General features: G+C 73.6%; 16 protein-coding genes and 3 pseudogenes. 6 read left to right on the top strand and 13 right to left on the bottom strand.

The window, feature by feature from the left end:
- Positions 1-30: 30 nt before the first annotated feature.
- Positions 31-1,572 (bottom strand): trypsin-like serine protease, encoded by a 1,542-nt coding sequence (locus ACTWM8_RS26335; protein WP_446211326.1) that lies wholly within the window; start codon positions 1,570-1,572, stop codon positions 31-33.
- 229 nt (positions 1,573-1,801) lie between these two features.
- On the opposite strand from ACTWM8_RS26335, the gene ACTWM8_RS26330 reads away from it, so the two are divergent.
- Positions 1,802-3,217, top strand: a complete 1,416-nt coding sequence (locus tag ACTWM8_RS26330) for a hypothetical protein (RefSeq protein WP_446211325.1) — start codon at positions 1,802-1,804, stop codon at positions 3,215-3,217.
- Positions 3,218-3,250: 33 nt separating this feature from the next.
- Here the strand turns inward: ACTWM8_RS26330 and ACTWM8_RS26325 are convergent, their stop codons facing one another.
- The 7 genes and pseudogenes from ACTWM8_RS26325 to ACTWM8_RS26295 form a co-directional block, all read right to left on the bottom strand.
- Entirely contained in the window at positions 3,251-5,125 is a 1,875-nt protein-coding gene (locus ACTWM8_RS26325) for an ABC transporter ATP-binding protein (protein WP_446211324.1), read from the bottom strand.
- Positions 5,122-6,927, bottom strand: a complete 1,806-nt coding sequence (locus tag ACTWM8_RS26320) for an ABC transporter ATP-binding protein (protein WP_446211323.1) — start codon at positions 6,925-6,927, stop codon at positions 5,122-5,124. The genes ACTWM8_RS26325 and ACTWM8_RS26320 overlap by 4 nt, the downstream gene beginning before the upstream one ends.
- Positions 6,928-6,964: 37 nt before the next feature.
- Positions 6,965-7,483, bottom strand: coding sequence for a methylated-DNA--[protein]-cysteine S-methyltransferase (locus ACTWM8_RS26315; RefSeq protein WP_446211322.1), 519 nt, complete (start codon positions 7,481-7,483; stop codon positions 6,965-6,967).
- A pseudogene (locus ACTWM8_RS26310) lies at positions 7,480-7,860 on the bottom strand (DNA-3-methyladenine glycosylase family protein); the annotation flags it as partial. The pseudogene ACTWM8_RS26310 and the gene ACTWM8_RS26315, both read right to left, overlap by 4 nt.
- 86 nt (positions 7,861-7,946) lie before the next feature.
- Positions 7,947-8,973: pseudogene (locus ACTWM8_RS26305) on the bottom strand (bifunctional transcriptional activator/DNA repair enzyme AdaA); the annotation flags it as partial.
- 109 nt (positions 8,974-9,082) lie between these two features.
- Positions 9,083-9,562 carry a hypothetical protein gene (locus ACTWM8_RS26300; protein WP_446211321.1) on the bottom strand — a complete coding sequence of 160 codons (480 nt, stop codon included), beginning with the start codon at positions 9,560-9,562 and terminating at the stop codon, positions 9,083-9,085.
- Positions 9,559-10,068: a SigE family RNA polymerase sigma factor gene (locus ACTWM8_RS26295; protein WP_179801770.1), complete on the bottom strand. Its 510-nt coding sequence runs from the start codon at positions 10,066-10,068 to the stop codon at positions 9,559-9,561. Before ACTWM8_RS26295 ends, ACTWM8_RS26300 begins: the two co-directional genes overlap by 4 nt.
- 174 nt (positions 10,069-10,242) lie before the next feature.
- On the opposite strand from ACTWM8_RS26295, the gene ACTWM8_RS26290 reads away from it, so the two are divergent.
- On the top strand, positions 10,243-10,692 hold the full coding sequence (locus ACTWM8_RS26290) for a hypothetical protein (RefSeq protein WP_446211320.1): 450 nt from the start codon (positions 10,243-10,245) through the stop codon (positions 10,690-10,692).
- 86 nt (positions 10,693-10,778) lie between these two features.
- Here the strand turns inward: ACTWM8_RS26290 and ACTWM8_RS26285 are convergent.
- A pseudogene (locus ACTWM8_RS26285) lies at positions 10,779-11,552 on the bottom strand (EamA family transporter); the annotation flags it as partial.
- A 52-nt stretch (positions 11,553-11,604) separates the two neighbouring features.
- Between ACTWM8_RS26285 and ACTWM8_RS26280 the strand changes: the two are divergent.
- Together ACTWM8_RS26280 and ACTWM8_RS26275 are read left to right on the top strand one after the other, a co-directional pair.
- On the top strand, positions 11,605-12,144 hold the full coding sequence (locus ACTWM8_RS26280; protein ID WP_446211319.1) for a MarR family winged helix-turn-helix transcriptional regulator: 540 nt from the start codon (positions 11,605-11,607) through the stop codon (positions 12,142-12,144).
- Between the two features lie 68 nt (positions 12,145-12,212).
- Positions 12,213-12,947 carry a Type 1 glutamine amidotransferase-like domain-containing protein gene (locus tag ACTWM8_RS26275; RefSeq protein ID WP_446211318.1) on the top strand — a complete coding sequence of 245 codons (735 nt, stop codon included), beginning with the start codon at positions 12,213-12,215 and terminating at the stop codon, positions 12,945-12,947.
- A 45-nt stretch (positions 12,948-12,992) separates the two neighbouring features.
- Here ACTWM8_RS26275 and ACTWM8_RS26270 read toward each other — a convergent pair whose 3' ends face one another.
- Positions 12,993-13,577, bottom strand: a complete 585-nt coding sequence (locus tag ACTWM8_RS26270; RefSeq protein ID WP_179801767.1) for an exonuclease — start codon at positions 13,575-13,577, stop codon at positions 12,993-12,995.
- Positions 13,578-13,681: 104 nt separating this feature from the next.
- Here ACTWM8_RS26270 and ychF point away from each other — a divergent pair, with 104 nt between their 5' ends.
- Positions 13,682-14,767, top strand: coding sequence for a redox-regulated ATPase YchF (ychF, locus tag ACTWM8_RS26265; RefSeq protein WP_280836849.1), 1,086 nt, complete (start codon positions 13,682-13,684; stop codon positions 14,765-14,767).
- A 20-nt stretch (positions 14,768-14,787) separates the two neighbouring features.
- Here the strand turns inward: ychF and ACTWM8_RS26260 are convergent, their stop codons facing one another.
- Entirely contained in the window at positions 14,788-15,405 is a 618-nt protein-coding gene (locus ACTWM8_RS26260; RefSeq protein WP_446211317.1) for a tyrosine-type recombinase/integrase, read from the bottom strand.
- A gap of 271 nt (positions 15,406-15,676) precedes the next feature.
- On the opposite strand from ACTWM8_RS26260, the gene ACTWM8_RS26255 reads away from it, so the two are divergent.
- A complete protein-coding gene (locus tag ACTWM8_RS26255; RefSeq protein ID WP_446211316.1) occupies positions 15,677-16,057 on the top strand; it encodes a hypothetical protein in 381 nt (126 codons plus the stop codon).
- Positions 16,058-16,435: 378 nt separating this feature from the next.
- Here ACTWM8_RS26255 and ACTWM8_RS26250 read toward each other — a convergent pair whose 3' ends face one another.
- Positions 16,436-17,818: a low temperature requirement protein A gene (locus ACTWM8_RS26250; protein WP_446211315.1), complete on the bottom strand. Its 1,383-nt coding sequence runs from the start codon at positions 17,816-17,818 to the stop codon at positions 16,436-16,438.
- 687 nt (positions 17,819-18,505) lie between these two features.
- A complete protein-coding gene (locus ACTWM8_RS26245) occupies positions 18,506-18,973 on the bottom strand; it encodes a hypothetical protein (RefSeq protein ID WP_446211314.1) in 468 nt (155 codons plus the stop codon).
- Between the last annotated feature and the right edge of the window lie 415 nt (positions 18,974-19,388).

Genomic DNA, 19,388 nt, shown 5'->3' with positions numbered 1-19,388 from the left:
GCCCTGCCCACGGCTTATCCGGGGTGTCGCCTAACGGTTCGAGGACCCGATCGGGTTGAGCAGCGGGCCGCGGGTGGCGAGCTGGATGCCGAGGCCGGTGTTGGCGTTCACCCGGTCCAGGATGGTGGAGACCGGCATGTAGAAGTTCTGCTCGTTCGGGTTCGTGCAGGCGCCGCTGCCCGGGTCGCCGTCGTTCAGGATGCCGAGCGCCCGGCCGTCGGACTCGGTGAAGAGCGGGCCGCCGCTGTCGCCGGGGCGGGCGCAGACCCGCACACCGATGCGGCCGTTGGTCTTGTTGGTGACCGTGCCGCAGCGGGTGCCGGGGACGTAACCGGCGCCCGCCCCCGAGTCGACGTACACCTCGCCCGCCTTGGGCGTGTACGCCGAGCCGGTCGCGCAGACGACCCAACCGATCTGCACCGCGCTGTAGGCGGTGTACCCGGTGATCTTCACGTCGTGGCTGCCCTTGGTGGCGCAGGCCGGGTTGTCCGTCACGCACCAGTAGTTGACCAGGCTGGCCTGGTCGCCGCCGCTCCGCCGCGGGTACGCCCACCGGTCGATCGCGCCATCCTGGTACGGGATCACCGCGTAGTCGTACGCGGTGGTGTTCTCGGCCAGCACCGGGGCGGTCGACTCCACGCCGACCGGCACCTTCGGTCCGAGGAACTGGTGCCAGGTCCGGTCCACGAGCTGGTGTCGCCCGCCGACCACGCAGTGCCCGGCGGTCAGCAGGTAGTACCGCCCGGATCGCGCCCGCAGGTTGAAGGCGCTGGTGCAGCCGCCGACCGTGCCGTCGTCCCGGGGCACGTCCAGCCGGATGCCGCCACGCATCGGCGCCTCGGCGCAGTAGCGCGGGTCGCACGACTTCTCCACCGCGGCCGGTAGCTGCCGGGTCCGGGCCGGCACCCCGGCGGCCTCGATCGCGCCGGCCAGCCGGGCGTCGTCCGCCGCGACCGCGCCGCCGGTGAGGACCAGGACCTCGTTGGCCTGCTCGTCGACCACCACGTCGGTGCCCGCGGTCACGCCCAGCGCGCCGGCCACGCGGGCCGCCGCCTCGGTGAGCTCGCGCAGCGAGTGGCGCACCGGGACGACCGTGACGTGGGTGGCGTCCGGCACCCCGGCGACCGCCTTCGCGACCGGGGCCGGGTCGGTGGCCGCGATGGTCAGTACGCCGCCGCCGGCCTGGTCCAGCCACATGCCGGCGTACTCGGTGGGGTACCTCGTGGCGAGTGTGGCCGCGAGCGGCGCGGAAAGCTCCTGGAGAGCGACCCGGCGGGCCGCCTCGTCCTGGGTGATCCGGTAGCGGTCGCTCAGGTAGGCCACCGAGGCGGGCGCGTCCTTCGCCACCTCCCCGGCGGGCCGCCCGACGGCCGTGACCGGCCGGGTGTCCACGGTGGAGCGCCCCGCGCCGGCTCTGCTGCCGATGCCGCTGTCCGCGCTGGGCGGCGTGTCCGCCGGGGCGGCACCGGCCGTCGCCGACAGTTCGCCGGCCGCCGAGACGGCGGTCGGTGTGGCACCGGCGTCGCCCTCCCTGGTCAGCGCGACAGTCCCCGCGCCCACCGTGCTGATCACCAACGCTGCCGCGACAACCACTCGTCGTCGAATCCGCACGCCGCAACCTCCCCGTGTGTTCGGCGGTGCTCGACCGGTCCCACCGGACTTCGCCCTCTGACGCGAGCGCCGGGCCGATCGACGACCGGCAGTCTAGCGGGGTGATCGGTTCCGGGTTTGCCCGTCTCGGGGCAGCGCCCGGGGCGACCGGCGTGTCAGCATCAGCCACCACCCGTCGAAGGAGGCCAGCATGGACGTCGTGGCAGACCCACGACCCAGGTCGCGGCGGAGCCGGCTGGCCGCGGTCGCCGCGGCGCTGCCGGTGGGGTACGTGCTGGGCACCCAGGGGCTCTCCCTGCTGTCCGCCCCGGGCGGCGCGGGTCTCCCGGCGGCCCTGGCGGCGTTCGCACCGGCCGTCCTGCTGCTCGCACTGGGGCTGACCGTCCTCGCGATCCGGGTGGCCGGCTGGTGGCTGGCGGTGGCCGGGCTGCTCGTGGTCGGGGCGGCCGACCTGGCCACCGGAGGCGGCCAGGACGCGGTCACCGGACTTCCCGCCACGACTCTCTCCGACGGCCTCGCCGTGCTGGCGGGGGCCGCCGGGGTCGGACTGGCGGTCGGCGGCGCGCTGCTGGGCCTCGTCCAGCTCGCCCGTCCGCTGCGGCACGTCGGTATCGCCGCGCTCGCGGTGGGGGTGGCCCTGGCGCCGCTGGCCGGGATGCCCGTCGGGCGGGGGCCTGACCCGTACGCCCCGGTCCTCGACTGGTGGCTCTGGCTCGCCGTCCTGTCGGCCCTCGGCGGCACCGCCGCCCTGGCCGGCGGCAGCTTCCTCGCCGAATCGCCGGGTCGGCGTCCCCGGACCGGCGCGGTGCTGGCGATCGGGCTCACCGCCGGGTCCACCGTGCTCGCCGGTGCCCTGGGCCGAGCCCTGGTCGACGACGTGACGGCGGACCTGGCCCGCAATCTGCGCCGACCCCTGCCCGAGTCGCCGAGCACGCTGCCACTGCTGGCCGTCGGGCTGCTGACCGCCCTGCTGCTGCTCGGCTACGCGGCACGCACCTGGGGCGTCGACGGCGTCCGTCAGGTGGCGGTGGGGCTGGGGCTCGGCCCGGCGACCCTGCTGGCCTTGCCCTACCCCCCCGGGCTCAACATCGTGCCGATCCTGCTGTGCAGCGCTCCGGCGATCCTGGTGGGTACCCGGTGGGCCCGGCGGGGCGGCGCGGTGGGCGGGGACGCCGTCGGCCTCGTGCTGGTCGCCGCCGCCGGGGTGGTGGCCGACACGGTGAACGGTGCCCGCTGGGGCGCCCCGGTGGGCCTGCCGGCCCACGTCGCGGTCGCGGCCGTCGGCGCCGGCCTCGCCCTCGGGTACGGCCTGGCCCGGGCGGGGCTGCGGCCGGAGCCCTCGGGGGAATCACCGCTCGGGCTGCTGGCCGTCTGGGTCGCCGCCCTGCTGACCGGCGCCGCCACGCTGCTGCCCTTCGCCGGCCTGGCGTTGGTGACCGCCGACCCCGGTGTGCCGGTGCCGACCACGTTCGTGCTGGTCGGGGCGTTCGGCGTGCTGGTGGCGGTGCTGACCATGCTGTCCCGCCGGCTGGCGCTGGCCGCTTCGGCGCCGACGGCGGCGGGCGAACCGCCGGTCGATACCAGCACCGGCCAGCGGCTGGACTGAGATCCTGGCGGCGCCGGGTCGGGCCCGACCCGGTCAGACCAGCGAGTCGCGCCACTGCCGGTGCAGGGCGGCGTACCGGCCGCCGGCGGCGGCGAGTCGCGCGGGCGGTCCGTCCTCCACCACCCGGCCGCCGTCGAGGACCAGCACCCGGTCGGCGGTCTCGACGGTGGAGAGCCGGTGCGCGATCACCAGCGCGGTGCGGTCGCGCAGCACGGTGGCGAGCGCCCGCTGCACCAGCCGCTCGGTGGGCACGTCCAGCGACGAGGTCGCCTCGTCGAGGATCAGCACCCGCGGGTCGGCCAGGAACGCCCGGGCGAACGCGACGAGCTGCCGCTGCCCGGCGGAGAGCCGGCCGCCGCGTCGGTGCACCTCGGTGGCGTACCCGTCGGGGAGCGCGGCGATGAAGTCGTGCGCGCCGATCGCCCGCGCGGCGGCCTGCACCGCCGCGTCGTCGGCGCCGGGGCGGCCGAACCGGATGTTCTCCGCCACCGTGCCGCTGAACAGGTGGTTCTCCTGGGTCACCAGCACCACCGCGCGGCGCAGCTCCGGGTCGGCCAGGTCGCGCAGGTCGATCCCGTCCAGCTCGACGCTGCCGCTGTCCGGGTCGTGGAAGCGGGCCAGCAGCTTGGCGACGGTGGACTTGCCCGCCCCGGTCGGCCCGATCAGCGCGACCGTCTGCCCGGCCGGCACCCGCAGGTCCAGCCCGACCAGGATCGGCGTGCCCGGCCGGTAGCCGAAGGAGACCGACCGGAACGCCACCGCCCCGCGCCCCGGCCCGGTGGGCAGCGGCACCGGCTGCGCCGGTTCGGGTACGCCGGGCCGCTCGTCGAGCACCCCGGCCAGCTTCTCCAGCGCCGCCGTCGCCGACTGCAACGAGTTGTAGAACTGGCTCAGCTCCTGCATCGGCTCGAAGAAGCGGCGCAGGTAGAGCAGGAAGGCGGCGAGCACCCCCACCTCCGTCGCGCCGCCGAGCACCCGCCAGCCGCCGTACCCGAGCACCACCGCCACGGTGACGTTGCCGATCACCTTGATCCCCGGTGAGTACGTGGCGATCAGCCGGAACGCCCGCAGGTTGGCCCGCCGGTATCCGTCGTTGACCGCCCCGAAGATCTGCTGGTTGCGCGGTTCCCGGCGGTACGCCTGCACGGCGCGGATGCCCCGCAGCGACTCCACGAAGTGCACGATGACCAGCGCCACCGCCTCCCGGCTGCGGCGGTACGCGTCGGCCGACGCGCGGGCGAACCAGCGGGACAGCAGGTAGAGGAACGGGAAGGCGAGCAGGGTGACCGCGGCCAGCGGCAGGTCCAGCCAGAGCAGGATGGCGGCCACGGAGAGCACCGACAGCGCGGCGGTCACCAGGCTGTCGATGCCGCCGTCGACCAACTCGGCGATGGATTCCAGGTCGCTGGTCAGCCGGGACACCATCCGGCCGGAGGTGTAGCGCTCGTGGAAGCCGACGGAGAGGCGCAGGAAGTGCCCGTACACCCGCCGGCGCAGCTCCAGCAGGACGGCCTGGCCGATCCGCGCGGAGAGGGTGAGGAAGCCGCGCCGGGCCGCGTACTCGGTCACGGCCGCGACCACGAAGGCGCCGGCGACGGCGGCCAGTGGGCGCGCGTCGCCGGCCCGCAGCGGCGCGATGGCCCGGTCGATGCCGAGCATGACCAGGTACGGCCCGGACATGGCGGCCGCGTTCTGCGCCAGCAGCAGGCCCACCGCCAGGCCCAACCGGCCCCGATGCGGGCGCAGCAGCTCACCCAACAGCACCCGGCTGCGGGCGCGCAGCCGGGCCACCGCCTCGGGTGCGGTGTCCTCGGCGCGGCTGCGGTCGGCGTCCGGGTCGGTGGCCAGCCCCCGCCAGCGGGACTCCTCCGGTGGCTCGGCCCGCTGCCGGGGCAGCCGAGGTGTCACGAGCGCACCAGGCCGTGCGCGGAGTTCGGCTCGGCGGAGAGCACCGCCCGGTACGCCGGCACGGTGGCGAGCAGCTCGGAGTGCCGCCCCACCGCGGCGATCCGGCCCCCGTCGAGCAGCGCCACGCGGTCGGCCAGCGCGACGGTCGACGGGCGGTGCACCACCAGCAGCGCGGTGGTGTCCCGCAGCACCCGTCTCAGCGCCGCCTCGACCAGCGCCTCGGTGTGCACGTCCAAGGCGGAGAGCGGGTCGTCCAGCACGAGCAGCGCGGGCCGGCCGAGCACCGCCCGGGCCAGCGCGAGCCGTTGCCGCTGCCCGCCGGAGAGCGACAGTCCCTGCTCGCCGACCCGGGTCGCCAGCCCCCACGGCAGGTCGTACGCGAAGTCGGCCTGGGCCAGCGCCAGCGCGGCCCGGACCTCCTCCTCGTCGGCGTCCGGGCGGCCCAGGGTGAGGTTCTCCCAGACCGACATGGAGAACAGCGTCGGTTCCTCGAAGGCCACCCCGACTAGCCGGCGCAGCGAGGCCAGCCGCAGGTCGCGCAGGTCGTGCCCGTCCAGGGTGATCCGCCCGCCGGTCACCTCGTGCAGCCGGGGCACCAGGGAGAGCAGGGTGCTCTTGCCGCTGCCGGTCGCGCCCACCAGCGCCAGCGTCTCGCCCGGCTCCACGGTCAGCTCGATCTCCCGCAGCACCGGCTCGGGAGCGCCCGGATAGCGGAACGAGACGCCCTCGAAGCGCAGCCGGCCCCGCACCGACGCCGGGGCGAGCGTGACCGCGTGCGGCGCGTCCACGATGGACGGCGGGGTGTCCAGCACCTCCTGGATCCGGTCGGCCGCGGTCGCCGCCTCCTGCGCGTTGGCGATGATCCAGCCCAGCGACTGCACCGGCCAGATCAGCATCAGTTGCAGGCTGACGAAGGCGACCAGCTCGCCGATGGTGAGGGTGCCCCGGGCGGCGAGCGCCGCACCGCAGACCAGCACCACGCCGAGGGTCAGGTTGGGCACCAGGTCGAACAGCGCGGAGGTACGGGCCAGCAGCCGGGCCTTGTCGACGCCGGTGTCGTGCAGCGCCCGGGCCCGCGCGCCGAACCGGGCGGCCAGTTCCGGCCCCCGCCCGTACGCCTTCATGGTGCGCAGGCCCTGCGCGGTCTCCTCGACCAGGGTGGCCACGTCGCCCTGCTGGTCCTGCATCCGGCGGGACGCGGCGTGGTAGTGCCGGGCGAACCGGCGACTGATCAGGAACAGCGGCACCGCGCTGGCCGCCACCAGCAGGCCCAGCGGGCCGTGCAGCCGGATCAGCAGGGCCACCACCGCGAGGTAGGTGACCAGGTTGAGCACCAGGAAGAGCAGGCCGAAGGAGAGGAACCGGCGGATCACCGACAGGTCGCTGGTGATCCGGGAGAGCAGCTGGCCGGACTGCCACCGGTCGTGGAAGCCGGCCGGGAGTCGTTGCAGGTGGGCGTAGATGTCGGCGCGGATCGCCGACTCCATGCCCACCGAGGAGGAGGACTGGGTCCACCGCCGGATGAAGATCAGCACCGCCTCGGCGAGCCCGAGCAGCAGGGCCAGGCCGCCGAGGCGGAGCAGTCCGTCGGCGTCGTGCCGGGCGATCGGGCCGTCCACCACCCGCTGCACCACCAGCGGCACCGCCAGGCTGGCCGCGGTGGCGGCCAGCGCCGCGAGCAGCAGCCAGCAGTACTCGCCCGCGTACGGGCGCAGGTAGCGCCGTAGTCGCCAGAGGTTGTGCAGCGGACGGGGTCCGGCGTCAACCGGGGTCGCCGGGTTGCCGTCGCTCTCCGCAGGCACTACCCGACGTTAGCGTCAAATGTGAATCACGCTTGTGTCATCTTTCCGTCACTCCTTGCTCCCGGCGCTCGTGGTTCAGGAGCCAGGTCTTCACGTCCAGCCCCCAGCGGTAGCCGCCGAGGGTGCCGTCGGTGCGCAGCACCCGGTGGCAGGGGACGAAGAGGGCGGCGGCGTTGCGGGCGCAGGCGGCGGCCGCCGCCCGTACGGCGGCCGGTCGGCCGGCCAGCCCGGCGAACCCGGTGTACGTCACCGGTTCGCCCGGCTTCACCTCGCGCAGCACCTCCCAGGCGTGGGTCATGAAAGCCCCGCCGCTGTGCTGCCGCACCGGCACCCCGTCGATGGCGGTCAGGTCGCCGTCCAGATAGGACCGGACGGCGACGGTGACGGGGCCGAGGTCGGTGCGGTGCCGCAGCGCCCCGCGCAGGCTCGGGTGCACCAGCGGGAGCAGGTTCTCCGGTGCCGGGGTGAAGCCGGCCGCCCGGACGGCCCCGTCCGGGCCGGCCAGGATGCTCAGCGGGCCGGCGGGGGTGTCGATGACGGTGCTGTCGATGCTCATGCTGCTCTCCAGAGTCGGATCACCGCGTACGAGCGCCAGGGGCGCCAGCGTTCGGCGTGGGTGTCGAGGGTCTTCGGGTCGGTGGGCAGGCCGAGGGCGGCGGCGCCCCGGCGTACCGCCAGGTCGGTGGGGAGCAGGACGTCCGGGTCGCCGAGGGCGCGCATGGCCACGTAGCCGGCGGTCCACGGTCCGATCCCGGGTACGGCGGTCAGTCGCCGGACCACGTCCTCCCGGTCCCCGCCCGGGTCGAGGTCGATCTCGCCGGAGGCGACGGCCCGGGCCAGCGCGCGCACCGTCTCCCGCCGCCCCGCCGGCATCCCGAACGCCGAGTCCGGCAACCCCGCCACCTCCTCCGCCCGGAGGAACCCCCGCAGCCCCGGCCGCTCATGAGGGTGACCGGGGTTATGGAGGTCCACATCGCCGTCGACCTCGTGATCGACGGGGGGCTGCGGGATGGGGGCGGCGGTGAGGAGGCGGGTGAGAGTGGTGCGGGCGGAGCGGACGGAGACCTGCTGGCCGACCACGGCGCGCAGGGCCGCCTCGAAGCCGTCCACCGCGCGGGGCAGGCGGATGCCGGGCTCGGCCGCCACCGCAGCCGCCAGAGCCGGGTCCGCGGCCAGGGTCTCGTCGATGGCCTGCGGGTCCGCGTCGAGGTCGAGCAGCCGGCGGCAGCGGGCCACCGCGGGGGCCAGGTCGCGCATGTCGGCCAGGCGCAGGGTCGCCGAGACGTGGCCGGCCGCCGGGGTCAACGCCACCTCCGCGGCGCCGTGCGGCAGTCGCAACCCCCGGCGGTACGTCCCGTCGCGTACCTCCTCCACGCCCGGCAGCGCGCGGACCGCGAGGAAATCCAGCAGCGCGGCGGCGTGCAGCGGTGGCCGGTACGCCAGCCGCAGGGTGATCGTCCCCGCGCCGCCCGCCACCGGCCGGCCGCCCCGCGCCACCCGCAGCTCCGACGGGGCGGTGCCGAAGACCTCGCGGACCGTGTCGTTGAACTGCCGGACGCTGCCGAACCCGGCCGCGAAGGCGATCTCCGCCATGCCCAGCCCGGTCGTCTCGATCAGGGTGCGGGCGGTCTGCGCCCGCTGGGCCCGGGCCAGCGCCAGCGGGCCGGCGCCCAACTCGGCGCGGAGCATCCGGTGCAGGTGCCGCTCGGTGTAGCCGAGCCGGGTGGCCAGCCCCGGTACGCCGTCCCGGTCGACCACCCCGTCGGCGATCAGCCGGACGGCCCGGCCCACCACGTCGGCCCGGACGTCCCACTGCGGCGAGCCGGGCGCCGCGTCCGGGCGGCAGCGGCGGCAGGCGCGCAGCCCGGCGCCCTGCGCGGCGGCGGCCGACGGGAAGAACCGGACGTTCTGTCGCTTCGGCGTCATCGCCGGGCAGGACGGCCGGCAGTAGATCCCGGTCGACGTCACGCCGGTGTAGAACCAGCCGTCGAAGCGCTGGTCACGGCTGTCCACGGCCCGATAGCACCGTTCGAAGTCCAACTCCACGCCACCGATGATGCCCGCTGGTCAGGCCGATGGCTCGCGGGAATCGGACGTGAGCGTGGTGACGCCCGACGCCCCGGGCGCGGCGCGTCCCGGGGCGTCGGGCCGGGAATCAGCGCGGCGACGGCCTGCCCGGCGGCGGCAGCTCGGTGCCCATCGGGCTCGGCGTCGCCGTCGGGTGGGCCGGGACGGGACGTCCCGGGGCCGGCGGCGTGGCCGGCACGGGTGCGACAGGGCTGGGCGTGGCCGTCGGCAGGGGCACGGGCGGGGTGGACGGACCGGGCAGCGGTGGCCGTGGTGCGGGTGTCTCCGTGGAGCGGGGGGAGGGGGTCGGCTCGGCCGGGCGCGGCGAGGGCGTCGGCGGAGCGGTGGGAGCGGCCGGCCGGGGCGAGTCCGGGCCGGTCTGGGCGATGGCGAGCGGGGCGGCGATCAGGACGGCGGCGAGCGTGCCCACCGCGCCCATTGTCACCGTGGCGCGGCGTCGGGTCCGGGCTCGTCGTTCCGCCGGCGGCAACTGGTCCTGCACTGTCGGGGCCTCCTCGGCAAGGTCGGTAAGGGTGTCGCGGATCAGGTCTTCGAGGGGGGACGTCATCGCCGCACCTCCAGGAGTTCGACATCCGGCAGGAGCTCGCGCAGCCGGGAGACCGCGCGATGGGTACGGCTGCGGACGGTGCCGACCGAGCAGCCCAGCACCTGGGCCACCTGGGTCTCGGTGAGGTCCTCGTAGTAACGCAGGACCACCACGGTCCGCTGGGCCGGCGGCAGGTGCCGCAGCGCCGCCCGCATGGCCAGCCGCAGGTCGGTGCCGCCGCTGGGATCGGCGGCGGGCACCTCGTGCGCGCCGGTGAGCAGCGACTCCCGGTACCGGCGCAGCCGCCGCCACCAGCTCACCTGCTCCCGGTACATGACCGTGCGCAGGTAGCCCTCGGGGTCGGCGTTGCGCAGCGTCCGCCAGCGCGGGATCGTCCGCGCCAGCGCCGACTGGACCAGGTCCTCCGCCGCGTGCCGGTCGCCGGTGAGCAGGTACGCGACCCGCATCAGCGCCGGCGTACGGCTCGCCACGAACTCGGCCAGCCGGGCCCGTTCGTCCTCGTCCACGCATCCTCCCCGGTCCGCTCCTACCGATACAGACGCCGCAGCTCGGGCCAGCTATCCGTTGCGTGGCAAGGAATCGGACGCGAGAAATTGTCGGTAGTGGTCGGTACGGTCCCGCCACCAACTCAAGAAGGGTGCGGGGGCGATGGCGAGCGTGGCCGGGCGGGGTGCCCGCTGATGCGGTCGGGGCGGGCACGGCTCGACCGCGCGGTGGTGCAGGGCTTCTACGACCGGATGCGGGCGGTGGCGCCGGCGGCGTACGGGGCGATCGAGCGGGACCGGGTCGGTGAGCCGGGGCGCCTCTTCGGGGAGACGGCGTGCGGCCGGCTCGCCGCGTCGCTGGATCCGGCCGGCGTGCGGGCGTTGGGCATGTGGGCGCACCACTGGTGCATGCGCTTCTACGACGACGACACCCGGCCGGGGCTGCGGCTGGTCCGCGAGATCGCCGGCCGGCGCGGGCTGGGCTGGACGGCCGACGAGGTGCGCTGGATGCTCGGCGAGTCGTACGCGGCCGGCCCGTCCGCCGCGCACCGGTTCACCCTGCCGCTGGCCGCGGCCGCCGAGCTGCCCGCCGGGGCGCTACCGGAGGCCGAGACCCCCGGGGCGGACTGGCGCCTGGCCGGCTGACCCGCCCCGCCGGCGGGCAGTTGCGCCACCACCATCGCCGCCACCGCCAGCGCGAATCCGGTGAGCTGGGTCGGGCTCAGCGCCTGGTCCAGCACGAGCCAGCCCAGCCCGGCGGCGGTCAGCGGGCTCAGCGCGCCGAGCACCGAGACCTGCGTCAACGGCAGCCGCGCCGCGCCCCGGAACCACAGCACGTACGCCAGCGCCGTGCCGACCAGCCCGAGCCAGGCGTACCCGAGCAGGGCCGGGCCGTCCGGGGCCGGCGGCGCGCCCTCGACCGCGACGGCGACCGGCGTGACCAGCAGGCCGCCGGCGGTGAGCTGCCAGCTCGTCGCGGCGAGGGTGCTGATCCCGGCCGGCCGGCCCCAGCGGCGGGTGAGCACCAGCCCGGTGGCCATCGCGGCGGTGCCGGCCAGGCCGGCGGCCACCCCGAGCGGGTCGGTGCCGGCGTCCGGCCGGAGCACGACCAGCGCGACGCCCAGCGGGGCGGCCACGGCGGCCAGCAGGGCGAGCCGGTGCGGCCGGTCCCGCAGCACCAGCACGGTGAGGCCGGCGACGAGCAGCGGCTGGGCGGCGCCGAGCACGGCGGCGGTGCCGCCCGGCAGCCGGTACGCCGCGAGGAAGAGCAGCGGGAAGAACGCGCCGATGTTCAGCGCGCCGAGCAGGGCGGCCCGCCACCACCAGGAGCCGTGCGGCCGACGGCGGGTCAGCGCGAGCAGCAGCAGCCCGGCGGGCAGCGCGCGCAGCGCGCCGGACCAGAGCGGCCGGTCCGGCGGCAGCAGCTCGGAGGTGACCAGGTAGGTGGTGCCCCAGACGGCGGGCGCGAGGGCGGTCAACGCGATGTCGGTGCGGCGACGGCTCATCGGGCACTCGATTCTCTTTGCAGTAAGTAGCTTAGCGCTAAGCTAATCACCCGTGAGCGAAGAGTGGAAGGGCGACGTGGGGCACAATCCGGGGGTGACCGACCGGGACGACGTCGACCTCATCGTCGAGCAGTGGCGCCGCGAGCGCGCCGGGATGCGGCCCGAGCCGATGGCGGTCTTCGGCCGGATCTACCGGCTGGCCCGGATCGTCGGCGACGCGCAGGAGCGGGTCTACGCCGACTGGGGCATCGGCCGTGGCGAGTTCGACGTGCTGGCCGCGCTGCGCCGCAGCGGCGAGCCGTACACGCTGGCGCCGAAGGAACTGACCGCCGCGCTGATGCTCACCTCCGGCGGGATGACCGGCCGGCTCGACCGGCTGGAACGGGCCGGGCTGCTGCGCCGCGCGCCCGACCCCGCCGACCGGCGGGGCCTGCGGGTGACCCTGACCGACACCGGCCGCCGCGCGGTCGAGGAGGCCGCCGAGGCGGGCCTCGCGGTGCAGCGACGGATCCTCGACGCGCTGCCCCCGGCAGACCAGGCCCGCCTGGGTGACCTGCTGCGCGTGCTGCTCGCCGCCGCCGAAGCGGGCTGACCGGGCCGACGGCCGGGCCGGCGATGACGCAGGATGAGGGCGTAACCCACCCGACGGAAGGATCATCCGTGCCCGCCAGCGAACCCACCATCGTCGCGACCAGCATGGGCTTCAGCAGCCGGGACCGTGGCCCCTGGGACGCGAAGCCCGGGCCGGTCTTCGACCTGATGGCCGAGCTGGCCGGGGCCGACGAGCCGAAGATCTGCTACCTCAACCAGGCGGTCGGCGACCAGCCCACCGCGTTCACCGTCTTCTACGGCGCCTTCGCCGGCACCCGGTTCCGCCCCTCCCACCTGGCGCTGTTCCCGATGCCGACCGTCGACGACATCCGCGCCCACCTGCTCGCCCAGGACATCATCTGGGTCGGCGGCGGCAGCGTCGCCAACCTCTGCGCCGTCTGGCGGGTGCACGGCCTGCCGGAGATCCTGCGTGAGTGCTGGGAGGCCGGCGTGGTGCTCGGAGGGGTCTCCGCCGGCTCGATCTGCTGGCACGTCGGCGGCGCCACCGACAGCTTCGGCCGCGCGCTGCGCGCCTTCACCGACGGCCTCGGGTGGCTGCCGTACGGCAACGGGGTGCACTACGACAGCGAGGAGCAGCGCCGCCCGCTGATGCACCGGCTGGTCGGCGACGGCACCCTGCCGGTCAGCCACTGCACCGACGACGGGGTGGGGCTGGTCTACCGGGGTACCCGGCTGGCCGAGGCGGTCGCCGACCGCGAGGGCGTCGCCGCGTACGAGCTGACCCCGGACGGCGCGGGCGGCGCCCGGGAGACCCGGATCGAACCCCGGCTGCTCACCGCCTGAGCGCCGGTCGCCGGCCCCGTCGGGTACGCGGAGGGCGAGCCCCGTTCAGCCGGCCTCGGCCCGCCCGGGGCGGTGCCGGAGCGCGGCGTCGAAGACCTGGGCCAGCTCGGCCGCGTCCTCCCCGGCGTGGTGGGTGTGCGGCACGTCGGTCAGGCCCAGCTCGTGCTTGATGATCCCCTTGCGGGTCCGCACCCACTCGCAGCCGGTCCGCCCCATCCACCAGCTGCGCAGGTCCACGCCCGAGCCGGTCGCGCCGAACGGGCTGCGGCCGGTGAACCGGACGAAGTACCAGTGCACGAACATGCCGTCCCAGACGGCGGGCGCGGCCAGGAAGACCGGCCGGCCGATCCGGCGCAGCCCGTTGACCCAGCTCGCGGCGGCGCCCATCGCCTCCTCGGCGGTGGGCGCCTCGCGCAGCAGCCGGTCCCGATCGAGCCCGGAGACCGCGAGGGCGGCCGGCACGAACTCCTCGGAGATCGGCTTCAGCTCGGTGTAGAAGGTGAGGTCGGGCCGCCCGGCCACCGCCATGCCCAGCGAGATCATGCTGTACGGGCCGGGGATCGGGCCGTCCGCCTCGACGTCCACCGCCACGTACAGCTCCGGCAGCCGCTCGCCCGCCCCGCTCGTCATCCGGGGAGGCTAGCAACGCTTCGGGCGTACCCGGGTCCTCTTTTCCCACCGCTGGTGGGCCTACCTGCCGGGTGTCGGCGGACACCGGCGTAAGCTGGCCCGTCGTGAGTCTCTCCATCGGCATCGTCGGCCTGCCCAACGTCGGCAAGAGCACCCTGTTCAACGCGCTCACCAAGAACGACGTGCTCGCCGCGAACTACCCGTTCGCCACGATCGAGCCCAACGTCGGCGTCGTCGGGCTGCCGGACGAGCGGCTGGCCACGCTCGCCGAGATCTTCTCCTCGCAGAAGGTGCTGCCGGCGCCGGTGTCGTTCGTCGACATCGCCGGCCTGGTGCGGGGCGCCTCCAAGGGGCAGGGCCGGGGCAACGCCTTCCTGGCCAACATCCGCGACGCCTCGGCGATCTGCCAGGTGGTACGCGCGTTCTCCGACCCGAACGTGGTGCACGTCGACGGCAAGATCTCCCCGGCCGACGACATCGAGACGATCAACACCGAGCTGATCCTCGCCGACCTCCAGACCTTGGAGAAGGCGCTGCCGCGGCTGGAGAAGGAGGCCAAGCTCCGCAAGGACCGGGCCGCCGCGGTCGCCGCCGCCAAGGCCGCCGTCGACGTGCTCGACGGCGGTACCACGCTCTACGCCGGCGCCGCCGCCGCGAAGATCGAGCTGGAGCACCTGCGCGAGCTGCACCTGCTGACCACCAAGCCCTTCCTGTACGTCTTCAACGTCGACGAGGCCGAGCTGGCCAACGCCGAGTTCCTCGACGAGCTGCGCGCGCTGGTCGCGCCCGCCGAGGCGGTCTTCATGGACGCGAAGATCGAGTCCGAGCTGGTGGACCTGCCCGAGGAGGAGGCCCGCGAGCTGCTGGAGTCGATCGGGCAGAACGAGCCCGGCCTCAACCAGCTCGTCCGGGTCGGCTTCCGCACGCTCGGGCTCCAGACGTACCTGACGGCGGGCCCCAAGGAGGCGCGCGCCTGGACCGTCCCGGTCGGCGCGACCGCCCCGGAGGCCGCGGGCGTCATCCACAGCGACTTCCAGCGCGGCTTCATCAAGGCCGAGGTCGTCTCCTACGCCGACCTGGTCGAGGCCGGATCGATGGCGGCGGCCAAGGCCGCCGGCAAGGTCCGGATCGAGGGCAAGGAGTACGTCATGCAGGACGGCGACGTGGTGGAGTTCCGCTTCAACGTGTGAATCTGACCTGTTCCCCCAGGTCAGCCGGTTGGGCCGTCGCTTTGGGGCACACCGGGGGCACAGCCCCATGCGTCATCGACGGCGCGGCGGGTGCGTTCCTCCGAGTCCGGCATCAGGTGGCCGTATGTCGACAGGACCAGGGTCGCGTTCTCGTGCCCCAGCCGTTCGGCGACCACGATGACCGACTCGCCTTGCATCAGCAGGACCGAGGCGTAGTGATGCCGCAGATCGTGACTCGTGGTGCTCTTCGGCAGTCCGGCCCGCTCGACCGCTGCTGAAAAGATCAGCGAGCCGTAGTAGTCGTGTCGGTACGGGCCGGCGAAGCGGGTGGTGAAGATGGTGCCGTCAGTCGCCGGCGGAAACTGTGCCGAATGCTCACGGATGGCGGTCGCCACCACCTGGGGAAGCGGGACGGTCGGGCGGGACCGGCGGGTCTTCGGTTCGGTGCGAACCTTGGATTGCGGCGCGAACTGCCATTCGATCCGAACCGTCCGAGTGGCGTAGTCGACGTCCTGGACGCGCAGCGCGAGCAGCTCGCCGAGGCGCAGCCCGAGGCCGGCTTGCACGATCACCATGGCGCGGTTGCGGGCGGGCATCGCGTCGGCCAGGGCGCGGACCTGGTTGACGGTGAGCGGCACGATCCGCTCTCGATGGGCTGACGGCAAGACGCCGGCGGCTGGCGGGTGTGGGCAGTCGACCTGCCGCCGTGGTGCGGTGTGCACGTCCGGCCGGACGCGTGCCGTTGACCGCTATCGGCCTCGCTCGGGGTTCTGCCGCTCATGTGCGGGTTGATGATCTGCTATGCCTGGTAGTCGGGGCGATAGTCCCGTCCACTCGGCGGGCTTCCATCACCGATACATCGGTCGCCATCAGCTTCACGAGGTTGTGCGTCGGTGTCACCATGACCGCGTGTTGGTGTTCACGCGGTCACCGACGGGCGAATGGATCCCGTGGCGGGTAGGCCGGCAGCGCCTCGCATGGCGGCCAGTCCCGCGCGCGCCGTGGCGGGCCACCGTGTACGACCCCGATCGGTTAAACCCGTTCAAACCCGTCTATTGGCATGAGGGTTTCGACTTCCTGAACATGGTGGGCGCGCTGCTCGCGACGCTGGTGGTGTGGCCGTGGCGGGCCGTGACGAACAGGTGGCCAGTGATCGCCTATGTGCCCGACGACCCCGAGGGCAACATTCAAATGCACCGCACTGCACCGATGCGTCGTGCCCAGGCAGAAGCGGTCGCCCGTGAGTGGGCCGAACACATCAGGCGGTACGGCGAGCCGCCCGCGCAGTAGCTCCAAGGTCATCGATTAGTGAGTGTGCCGGCGGTTCGCCTCCTGCGGGACCGCCTCCGTGAGATCCCGCCAGGTGCCGGCCGAGGTCTTCATCATCCGGTCGACCACCGAACGGGCGGATGCTTCGTCCGAGAAGTCGTGCGACACTTCCTGCCCTCCGTCGCCACCGAGGCGGCCACGGACGCGCCAGAGTCGGCCGTCCGTCAGCAACCAGATGTCGCGCCGGGCCATGCGGCCCCACGACCCGTTCCACCAGCGACCGTCCCTCCACCAGCCGCAGCCTAGTCGAACGTACGTACGAACCGCCCGGCTGCCGGCGATGTCGAGTCTCAGGACATCCGTGACAGAACAGTCTCGGGACGTGGGTGACACTTCCGGCTAACCAGGTGGTGAGGGAGGCTCGGGTGGGCGTCCTCTGGCACGGGCTGCGTCGGATACGGCGACTGCGGCTAGGACGAGGGCAGCGGCGGCGGCGACCAGCACGAGCGGCAGGAGGATCGTTGCCGGGGAGATGGCGGCGAGTACGAGGATCCCGGCCACGCGGTTTCGGGACACTCGGCCGAACACCTCGTACTCGAGGATGGCGCGTCCGGCGAGGAACAGTGCGGGTCCGCCGAGGATGACGGCGGCCCATGCCGGTGGTGTGTGTTCGAGCGGGTGGTCGATGATGAGCTCGTCGCCGACGGAGATCGCGACGATGCCGGCGATCATGACCGGGTGGGCGTAGAACGCTGACACGGCAACGCGGGACGGATCAGGGGCTGCGGCGACGGCCTCGTCCAGCACCTCTCCGGCACGGTGGATGTAGATCCGCCACAGCAGCACCGTGGTCGTGAACGCCACCGCGGCCGCCGCGCTGCGGTCCGCCTCGAAGCCGTCGCTGGTGAACGCCAGCCCCGTCGTCAGGATCAGCTCGCCGAGCGCGATGATGAAGAACTGCCGATACCGCTCGGCCAGGTACTCGCCAGAGACCGACAAGTCGGCCGCACTGGCGCGGCCCAGCCTCGGCGTGGGCCAGCGGAATCTGATCGCCGCATAGTCCACAGCCACGGCGAGTGCCCATAGCACCCCACGCGGCCAACCCTGCACGACGCCGCCCGCGAGCCACGGCACCGCCGACACGCCGTACCAGAACAGCTCCCGCATCTCGAGACGTTGCCGCTTGTCGCCCCGCGTCACGATCACGAGGAAGAGGCTGCGACCGATCTGGACGGCGACGTACGCGCCGGCGAAGAGCAGGCCATGTTCGCCGAACGCCTTGGGCGTCGCGGCCGCCAGCACCATGCTGCCGAACATGCACCCGATGACCAGCACCTGTATCGCTGGCCGCCGCGAGTCGAACCTGTCGCTTATCACCGCCGTCGCGGTCCAGACCCGCCACACGGCGAGCAGCAGCAGCGTCTGGAAGGCGCCGCTCCAGTTCAGATGCTCCAGCAGCCCTTGCGAGAGCCGGAAGAGCGCGAAGACGAACACCAGGTCGAGGAACAGGTCCAAGAACGTCGCCCGGTGCCCCTCCGGTCCCCGCACCAGCCGGGCGGCGCCACCCGTCATATATTTCGCCCCGTTTCCGCCACTTCTGTCAGCCTCTGAAACATTCGTACCACCCCGCAGCGCTGATGGATGTTGGATGTGCTGCTGCGGCCTGAGGTGGAACGGCCTCGCCCGGGGCGGGCGACGGTAGCGGGGGATCAGGTCCTTCCAGCCGTCGCTGCCGGTTCTGATCAGCTCATCGACCTCGGCCAGGCGTCCGGCCAGTGCCACGGTGGCGGAGTGTCACTCAGGTCCTGATACCGATGTGTCACGCAGGTCCCGATACCCGACACCCGGCTGCCGGCGAAGTTGTTCAAAGTTTCTGTACGTCTTCAAGGCGGCCCGTAACGGGCCGCACGCGCCGCCGCCTGGGCGCGTGCCGGCCGCTGCCGCTGTCGCTCTGCGGCCGCCACGCCTGACGCCCGGCGGCTGGCGCGGAGAGCGGGGAGCCCGGGGCCGCCGCAGACGGGATGGCGGGAGAGTGGTGAGGTTCGTCGCCGGCAGCCAGCCGCGCCGCGCCTAAGCAGCGCGGCGCAGGGAGGGGCGCGTCGGGTCCGCGCGGCAAGCCCCAAGCATGGGGGCGGTGGCCGCCGAGGGCATGCCGGTCGTCCAGGAGCCGGCTCCACAGCCGCTCAAGGTCAGTTCAACCGCTCACCTGGGAGGGGGAGGGGTGGCCGCCGGTGGCCAGCTTCGACCCTGGGAGCCGGGTCCGTGCCGGGCGAGGTTGGGTCAACTGCGCCACTGTGGCGGTGTCCGCCGGGGCCGCGGTCCGTGACACGAGAGCCGACTCAATCTGTTCCGGCAGCGTCCGAACCTGCGTCAAGGTCCGCTTGATATGGCGGGCCGGGCGGCGGCCCGCTCCCAGTAGGGCGGGTCGACGGCAGACAGTGAGGATGGCAGCAGCAGGGCTGAGCTTGGTCAGTCTGCTGGGAATTCAGACAAGCTTATGAGGCCAGCATTGACACAGGCGGCAGTCAGCTCGAATGAGGCATCCTCCGCCTCGGCCTTCGCTTCAAGCTCGACCTCCGCTTGTTGGACTGGGTTGTCGCGTTCCTTCATAGACTTGGCCCTGGCGGCCTCGGCGAGCTTGACTCGCTCGTCAAGTACGGCACCAGTCCGGGCGATCTCGTCCACAGCCGACAACTTCGCTAAGTCTGCGACATCGCGCAAGGGCTGGAGATAGATGGAGCTGTCGTTCTGGGCTTCAACGAGCTTCTGGCAGGCCCTCTGGGCGTATTCATCCACGCCGGGTGGTGCGCTGGGCAATAGGCCATTGTCGGTGCCGGTCGACGTTGGGCTTGCGGATGCCGCAGCCGGCACGCCGCCACTGGAACAGCCGGCTAGGGCCAGAAGCAAGACGGCGAGCGGGACGTGCATCCGGGTCATGCGGGGCAGCGTATCCGGCTGCGGCCGAGGCCGAAGCCTCAAGTGCTGCAAGGCAGTCCGGGTTGCTAGAGGCCCGTGCCGCCCCCGGTCAGCGAGCCGTGTTGGGTGCCTGGGGGTCAAGGAGTCTGCCAGGGCACACATGGGGCACAAGACACTGTGAAACGTCGGCAACCAGCCATCAACGACGTGAGCCCAGGAGCAAGCGTGACCAGCGCGCCGATCAGGTAGCCGCAGGTCACGGGAGAGGCAGTCTATGTTCCGCTTCAACGTCTGATTCCGGCTTGGCTACGTCCGCTTCGAGAGCTGACGGGAACGGAAAGCGGCCCTATTTCGGACGCTCCGGGTGCATGTCGCCCGGCGTCACCGGGCGGCCAGGGACGTTGATGCACAACTGTCCCGGCTCGGCACCGCACAC

It is taken from the genome of Micromonospora sp. IBSANI012 (genome assembly GCF_052814045.1).
This window is presented reverse-complemented; position numbering and strand designations above follow the sequence as displayed.